The following is a 271-nucleotide window of genomic DNA, read 5'->3' on the forward strand; positions in this document are numbered from 1 at the left end:
GCATTATTGTAAAAGATCAAGGCACTATATTTTTAGCAGGTCCGCCGCTTGTAAAAGCAGCAACAGGCGAAGAAGTAACAGCCGAAGAACTAGGCGGTGCCGATGTGCACTGTAAAGTGTCGGGTGTTGCCGATCACTACGCTGAAAACGATGCTCATGCGCTTTCTATTGCGCGCCAATGTATAGAACGTATTAACTTCACACGTCCGACCGCCGCTCTTCTAGAGGATGTAAAACCACCTCGTTATGATATTAACGAGCTTTACGGCAT

Annotated in this window: 1 protein-coding gene; it reads left to right on the plus strand. The window is 46.9% G+C overall.

The annotated features are described in order from the left end of the window. A partial coding sequence (locus AAEY88_RS13705; protein WP_350563271.1) for a carboxyl transferase domain-containing protein occupies window positions 1-271 on the plus strand: 271 nt, incomplete at both ends.

The organism is Psychrobacter sp. CAL346-MNA-CIBAN-0220, from assembly GCF_040309805.1.
Taxonomy (GTDB): Bacteria; Pseudomonadota; Gammaproteobacteria; order Pseudomonadales; family Moraxellaceae; genus Psychrobacter.